At 43.2% G+C, this 5,921-nt stretch carries 8 protein-coding genes; 1 reads left to right on the top strand and 7 read right to left on the bottom strand.

Annotation, left to right across the window (positions count from 1 at the left end; translation table 11 throughout):
• Positions 1–480: 480 nt before the first annotated feature.
• The 7 genes from GPK90_RS10030 to GPK90_RS10000 all read right to left on the bottom strand — a co-directional run bounded on the left by GPK90_RS10030 (position 481) and on the right by GPK90_RS10000 (position 5,367).
• Positions 481–942 carry a hypothetical protein gene (locus GPK90_RS10030; RefSeq protein WP_118596908.1) on the bottom strand — a complete coding sequence of 154 codons (462 nt, stop codon included), beginning with the start codon at positions 940–942 and terminating at the stop codon, positions 481–483.
• 7 nt (positions 943–949) lie between these two features.
• The gene (locus tag GPK90_RS10025; protein WP_002594767.1) at positions 950–1,729 is read right to left on the bottom strand and encodes an ABC transporter permease; all 780 of its coding nucleotides are present in this window, start codon (positions 1,727–1,729) and stop codon (positions 950–952) included.
• A 2-nt stretch (positions 1,730–1,731) separates the two neighbouring features.
• A complete protein-coding gene (locus GPK90_RS10020; protein WP_215651974.1) occupies positions 1,732–2,517 on the bottom strand; it encodes an ABC transporter permease in 786 nt (261 codons plus the stop codon).
• Positions 2,510–3,436 carry an ABC transporter ATP-binding protein gene (locus GPK90_RS10015; RefSeq protein ID WP_117476073.1) on the bottom strand — a complete coding sequence of 309 codons (927 nt, stop codon included), beginning with the start codon at positions 3,434–3,436 and terminating at the stop codon, positions 2,510–2,512. The genes GPK90_RS10020 and GPK90_RS10015 overlap by 8 nt, the downstream gene beginning before the upstream one ends.
• A 134-nt stretch (positions 3,437–3,570) precedes the next feature.
• On the bottom strand, positions 3,571–4,488 hold the full coding sequence (locus tag GPK90_RS10010; RefSeq protein WP_117658091.1) for a sensor histidine kinase: 918 nt from the start codon (positions 4,486–4,488) through the stop codon (positions 3,571–3,573).
• 5 nt (positions 4,489–4,493) lie between these two features.
• Positions 4,494–5,186, bottom strand: a complete 693-nt coding sequence (locus tag GPK90_RS10005) for a response regulator transcription factor (protein ID WP_215651976.1) — start codon at positions 5,184–5,186, stop codon at positions 4,494–4,496.
• Positions 5,179–5,367 (bottom strand): helix-turn-helix domain-containing protein, encoded by a 189-nt coding sequence (locus GPK90_RS10000; protein WP_117567335.1) that lies wholly within the window; start codon positions 5,365–5,367, stop codon positions 5,179–5,181. Before GPK90_RS10000 ends, GPK90_RS10005 begins: the two co-directional genes overlap by 8 nt.
• A 147-nt stretch (positions 5,368–5,514) precedes the next feature.
• Here GPK90_RS10000 and GPK90_RS09995 point away from each other — a divergent pair, with 147 nt between their 5' ends.
• A complete protein-coding gene (locus GPK90_RS09995; RefSeq protein ID WP_004064252.1) occupies positions 5,515–5,880 on the top strand; it encodes a helix-turn-helix transcriptional regulator in 366 nt (121 codons plus the stop codon).
• Positions 5,881–5,921: the final 41 nt, after the last annotated feature.

The raw sequence follows: 5,921 nt of genomic DNA, 5'->3' as shown, positions 1-5,921 counted from the left end.
TATAGAATGGGTAATAGTCCCGCAAATTGATAATAGCCATATTGACCTCCGTTTCGGTTGTTGGTTGACGAGTGACCGAAGCGAAGGCGGCGGGGAGCGGCACCGGGGAATGGCTTCGGGCCAACATGACCCGAAGCAGCCCCATAAGAACGCAAAAGCGCCCGGGCGGCATGAAGCCACACGGACGCATGAAATTACATATTCATTTATATGTTGTCTAATTTCACATTCATAACCAGACTGTCCCGGAGGGGGAGCTACGCTTTTTTTAACTGGTGCAGATCATGGATACTGCGAAATAAAAAGAAGGACACGGTAAATCAACCTCCAATCGGCTACCGTGTCCCTGCAAGTCGTCATAGGTTTGTGTAAACGCAAAGAAACGGCGGCTCTGAAAATCAAAGCCGCCGTTTCAAATGGGCGTGTCAAATTGTCTGCTCTACGACGGCTTTTTTTCTTTTGCCGTCGTCCGGCAGAGTATTATTCAATATTTAATTCAATGTTTCCAGTGAAATTCTCACATTCAATGCCAATATAATTTCCACCATCAGGAAGTGTAATTGTGTCACTATAAGTTCCGGTTGCTTCAATCAATGTGACTGCTTCATCAGATCCAGAAATCCAAAATACTTTTGCAGTACCTTCCGTAATCTCCAAGGTGCAATCAATGGACAGCTCCTTACCGGCTTCTCTCTTTATGGAAGTTCCTCCGAACAAATACTCTGTACCTGAAAAGTTCGCATAATCAGCCGTATAAGTCCCTGTATAATCATCAATTCCTTTTTCTTTTTCCCCTTGCAGTGACGATTTCCCTGTCAGTTCTATGGAGCCCGCAGATTGAACCATGTTATTGTAATGATTGAGAATTTCATCTTTTGAACAGCCAGCAAGCATAAAACTTCCCACAAGGACGAATGTTAATGCTAAAACTATTTTCTTCATAAAATCATCACCAGCCTTTCTTTGGAGCTACCTTTTTGGCCTTTTTCTTTGTTTGGGTTGCTTCTCGTTCTTTCATGCACAAAATCAAGATGGCAGAAATAACGACAGCAAGCGCAAGACTGCAAGAACAGGTTCCGATATTCCAGTTGACTGCGGTATCATAGCTACGGTAGCCTACCATTCCAAGACTTGCGGTAATCGGATAAAGGTTTGCTAATGTCATATTTCCTGCGGCAAACATCCCTCCATATCCATAGACAAAAGCAATGATTACACCGACTAAAAAGCTACCTGCCCTCCGACAAGTAAGAGCGATAATCGGCAGAACCGCAAGATATAAAAAGAAATTAACCGCAGTAATCTGCAAGGCTGCTTTTAGAGCTAAGGAAATCTCAAAGCCGGGAAATCCCACAATCATTTCTGCTATGATTGTAAACAGACTGCATATCAGCCCGAAAATAATAGACAATACGCCGCACACAATCAATTTTCCGGTCAACAGTTTCTTAAAAGAGATCGGCACAGTCAGAATATTTTTCAATGTGTCATCCGTCTGCTCACGAGAAATCATATATCCAGCAATTAGGCTGATACACATCGGAAAAATCATGGACATATTGTTTTTGATGACCTGTTCTGTAAGATAGGCAAAATCCCAAACGGAACCATCATTCGCCATAGAGGTAAACAAGGTCAGCAGGACGGATAGGAGCATGAGTGCAACGCCCGCCCAAAGGATATGATACCTTTTCAATTTATAAAATTCTGTTTTTACAATGCGAACCATGTTTATTCCCCCCTCTGCTTATATAATCTGTCAATCAGTAAGAACGAAACCAATGCCATGATCCCAAGAATGAATACAACTTGAAATATTGAGGGAATTAGCCCTGTCATTTGCTCCAAGTCCATTTTTATTCCATGAGCCGCCATATCTCCCGCACTCCAAAATGTAGTCAGTGGCGTGGGCAGAAGCCATAACATAGTTTTAGGCAGTGTGTCAAACAATGCCGTAGCACTCATGTTCAGAACGCTGTAAAAGACACACAACAAAATGGAAAAAACATAGGTCTTACTGAAAAAGACAACAAGGACAATCAACGGGAGTGTTCCTGCCGTAATGAAGATCCCCGTTTCAACCGCCAAAAACAGCTTATAACCAATTCCATAAACTTCTAATGTTCCAATTCCGCAAAGAATTGTTGCAATGGTAGAAGCCACGCAAAAAACAATTCCAAAGATAAAAAGGACAATAATCTTTGCAAGTACCATTTGCGTGCTGGTTACGGGAATTGTACGCAGATTTTTGAATGTATCGTTGTCGCGTTCCATAAAAAACAGAATAGCGGCAATCACTCCGATAATGCAGGGCAGTAAAAACTGGATACCATATCCCAACACCATGTTAAATAGTCCATCGAAAGCATCTGCCCGATCCGTATATCGCTCCATCATAGAGGGCGTTGTCATCAGATAAGTCAGCGGGATTGGAAACAGGAACGCAGCCAAAATAATCAGCGGAATAAATTTCTTCCGTTTCAATTTCAAAAATTCGCATTTGATTAGTTTAAGCAATTCCTTCGCCCCCTGTCACACGCTTGAAGTAATCTTCAAGACTTTCTTCACAGGTATGTGCTTCTGATACCTCCAATCCGTTTTCTACAAAAGCAGTTACAATTTTCCCCACAGACAGATCAAGGTTGTGCAGGCGCAGATTGTGGTCGTCTTGTATGGAAAAATGGGTTTCATGGAAATTGCGTTCCAAAATTCTTGCCGCCTGTGCAGTATCAGAGAGCGTAAACCGGATATGTTTACTGCTTTTTTGCTCCAACTCAGCAAGGCTTTCTTCTTCCAGCAATGCACCGTGGTCAATAATTCCAATATCGTCAGCCAGCAAGGAAATCTCCGAAAGAATGTGACTGGAAATCAAAATAGTTTTTCCTCTTGCGTCGCAAAGCTCCCGAATAAAGGAGCGTACTTCTGCAATACCGATGGGATCGAGGCCGTTGATCGGCTCATCCAAAATCAAAAGCTCCGGATCGTGCATAACGGCAAGGGCGATGGCAAGCCGCTGCTTCATACCAAGAGAATACTGTGAAAAGAGCTTTTTATCTTTGTAGGGCAGTCCTACCAGATCCAGAGCATCTTTGATAGCATGATTGTTTGGTACGCCCCGCAGAGTAGCAAAGATACGCAGGTTCTCTGTGCCGGTCAGATTGGGATAAAAACCGGGGGACTCAATCAGGCTTCCGATACGGGGCAGCAACTTCTTTTCATTCCCTTGCAAAGACTTTCCCCAGATTTTGACCTCCCCGGAAGTCGGCTTCGTTAAGCCCAACAGCATTTTCATGGTAGTGGTTTTTCCGGCTCCGTTTCTGCCCAGCAGACCGTAAATTCTCCCACGCTTCACATGGATATTTAAGTCAGCCACACTCTTTTGTGAGCCGTATTGCTTCGTCAGATTTTTTGTTTCAATGATATAATTTGTATCCATATTCAAAACCTCCTGTTCTGTAAGGTATTCTATCATGCCAACCTTGCATTAACCTTGCCGCAACCTTGCATTAACCTTGCAATTTGAAATCCAGTAAAATGACAAAGGCTCCCGCCATAAAGACGGGAGCCCGCTTAACTCTCCAAAGGAAAAAGCAACATAAATTCAGTTCCTTTTCCCGGCAAACTTTCAACTGTTATATTCCCATCCATCTTTTCTACAAGCTGATGGACAATAGAAAGACCAAGACCGCTTCCTTTTTCAGACCGTCCTTTGTCACACTTATAGAGCCGTTCAAAAATGTGTTTCAAATCTTCCTTCTCAATTCCCACTCCATTATCCGCCAGCAGCAGCTCCATGTTATTTTCCTTCTTTGACAGGGCAATTTTGATTTTGTCTGCATGGCTGTGAGCGATTACATTTTGAATGAGATTATTGACAATCCTCATATAGCTGTCCATATCCAATCTTACCCGGACAGGCTGTTCGGGAATATCAATGTCATACTCAACCTGTTTATCCTCAAAAATCGGTATCCAGTCAATGAGGATATTTCTTGTCAGCTCTGCGGCCTCAACACTCTGGATCTCCAAAGCAAACTCGTTAGAATTTAACTTGAACCAGTCAAAGAGTACATCAATATATTCTTTCAGATCATGGGCTTTCCGGCGGGCGGTTTCAATATAATCATCCCGGTCTTTTCCTGTGACCAGCCCTTTGTGTGCAGCGTCAAGATACCCAATCAGAGTAGTAAGGGGCGTTCGCACATCATGGGAAAGGCTCGTCATAAGCTGGCGGTTGGTTTCTTCTGTCTGCCGTACAGTTGAAAGTCTGCTTTCATAGGCCACAACGATCTCATTGATTTCATAGGCAAGAGGTGCTGTCAGTTCATTTGTTGCAGATAGAATACGCCGGTTGCCATTTCCGTTTTTCACATCAACCAGCACATCGGTCATTTCTGCTATTTGTTTTTTTACACGCCGAACGAGAACGATGGAAGTCAATACAGCCACAACAGCAATCACAATGGACAAGAATACGATAATTTCCATGCCGACTACACCTCCTTATTAAACCGGTAGCCAATCCCTTTGACCGTTTGTATATACTTTGGGCTTGAAGGATTGACTTCTAATTTTTTACGAAGTCGGCTGATAATCGCCATAATGTTACTATCATCATAGAAATATTCTTCGCCCCATACTTCCTCATAAATCTGCTGTTTGGTCAAAATTTTCCCTTGATGTTTTGCACAGTACAGGAGCAAATCAAATTCCTTTGGGGGCAGTTCAAAAGTGCCGTTTGGTGTAGTAGCAGAACGATTTTCAAGGTCAATCTGCAATCCGTCAAAATTTAGCTTTTGTATGGCTCCAGCTTGCTGATTAAAGCGAGTGTAGCGGCGAATAAGAGACGCAATACGGGCAATCAGTTCATCCATATCAAACGGTTTTGTAAGATAATCGTCCGCTCCGGCCCGTAAGCCCCGTACTTTAGAAATGCTGTCATTTTTAGATGTGAACATCAAAATCGGTAAGCTGTACTCCTTGCGAATTTCTTCCAGCGTTTCAAACCCGTCCATGCCGGGCATCATCACATCCAGCACCACAAGCTGGTATTCCTGCTCTCTTAATTTTTGTAAGCCCTCTTTTCCGGTATTACAAAAATCAGCTTCTATGTTTTCTGCTTGTACGCTACGTTTAATCAAAGCGCACAGTTCTCTGTCATCATCTATAATCAGGATTTTATTCATGGTGCAACCCCTTCCCTTGTTTTGTCCGGCCATCAATCGGCTTCTCCGCAGTTTTAGGGATCAGCCAAACACCGGCCATTTTCACAGCGCCGGGGATACGCCCACCAGCACAATAATAATTTACCCTACGAGGTGTCACGCCCCACTTTTCGGCGGCCTCTTTCAATGTCATATAGTCCATTTCGCACCTCCACAGGATATATTATAGTTCTCTACCTCGAATAATACAAGTTAGAGCCTACATGGATGCGAAACAAAATACTACTTGATGTAAAATCTCATTACATTCTCATAATTCAACCAGAAATGTAGAATGATATAGGGTGATATGAGAATGAACCAAGATGAAAGAAGGTTTGACTTTCACGGCCTCGGGGCAGCTCTCAAACGAGCCAGAGAAGAAAAGGGCTGGACACAAGCCTATGTTGCGGAATTAGTAGACCGTGACTCCCGTACCATTATGAATATTGAGAACAAAGGTCAGTATCCCAGCTTCGACCTTTTTGTTAAACTCATTACTATGTTTGACGTTTCAGTTGACCAGTTTATTCATGCGGACGGAGGGGCAAGGTCAAGCTCTTGCAGAAAGCACATTGATGTTCTTCTAAACTCCATGAACGAAAAAGAGCTTGTCGTGATAGAAGCCACAGCCGAGGGCATTAAGAAAGCCAGAGAAACGGAGGTTCCAGAATAAGGGCCTCTGTTTTTTTGCGCCATTTTAGGGGCTGCCGCTAA

This window comes from Clostridium sp. MCC344, assembly GCF_018785365.1.
Taxonomy (GTDB): Bacteria; Bacillota; Clostridia; order Lachnospirales; family Lachnospiraceae; genus Pilosibacter.
The sequence above is the reverse complement of the archived record's forward strand: the minus strand, read 5'-3'. Positions and strand labels throughout refer to the sequence as shown.

Excerpts from the sequence above, each read along its gene's own strand:
- GPK90_RS10030 (WP_118596908.1), bottom strand. The coding sequence starts at position 942 with ATGAAGAAAATAGTTTTAGCATTAACATTCGTCCTTGTGGGAAGTTTT.
- GPK90_RS10025 (WP_002594767.1), bottom strand. The coding sequence starts at position 1,729 with ATGGTTCGCATTGTAAAAACAGAATTTTATAAATTGAAAAGGTATCAT.
- GPK90_RS10015 (WP_117476073.1), bottom strand. The coding sequence starts at position 3,436 with ATGGATACAAATTATATCATTGAAACAAAAAATCTGACGAAGCAATAC.
- GPK90_RS10010 (WP_117658091.1), bottom strand. The coding sequence starts at position 4,488 with ATGGAAATTATCGTATTCTTGTCCATTGTGATTGCTGTTGTGGCTGTA.
- GPK90_RS10005 (WP_215651976.1), bottom strand. The coding sequence starts at position 5,186 with ATGAATAAAATCCTGATTATAGATGATGACAGAGAACTGTGCGCTTTG.
- GPK90_RS10000 (WP_117567335.1), bottom strand. The coding sequence starts at position 5,367 with ATGGACTATATGACATTGAAAGAGGCCGCCGAAAAGTGGGGCGTGACA.
- GPK90_RS09995 (WP_004064252.1), top strand. The coding sequence starts at position 5,515 with ATGAGAATGAACCAAGATGAAAGAAGGTTTGACTTTCACGGCCTCGGG.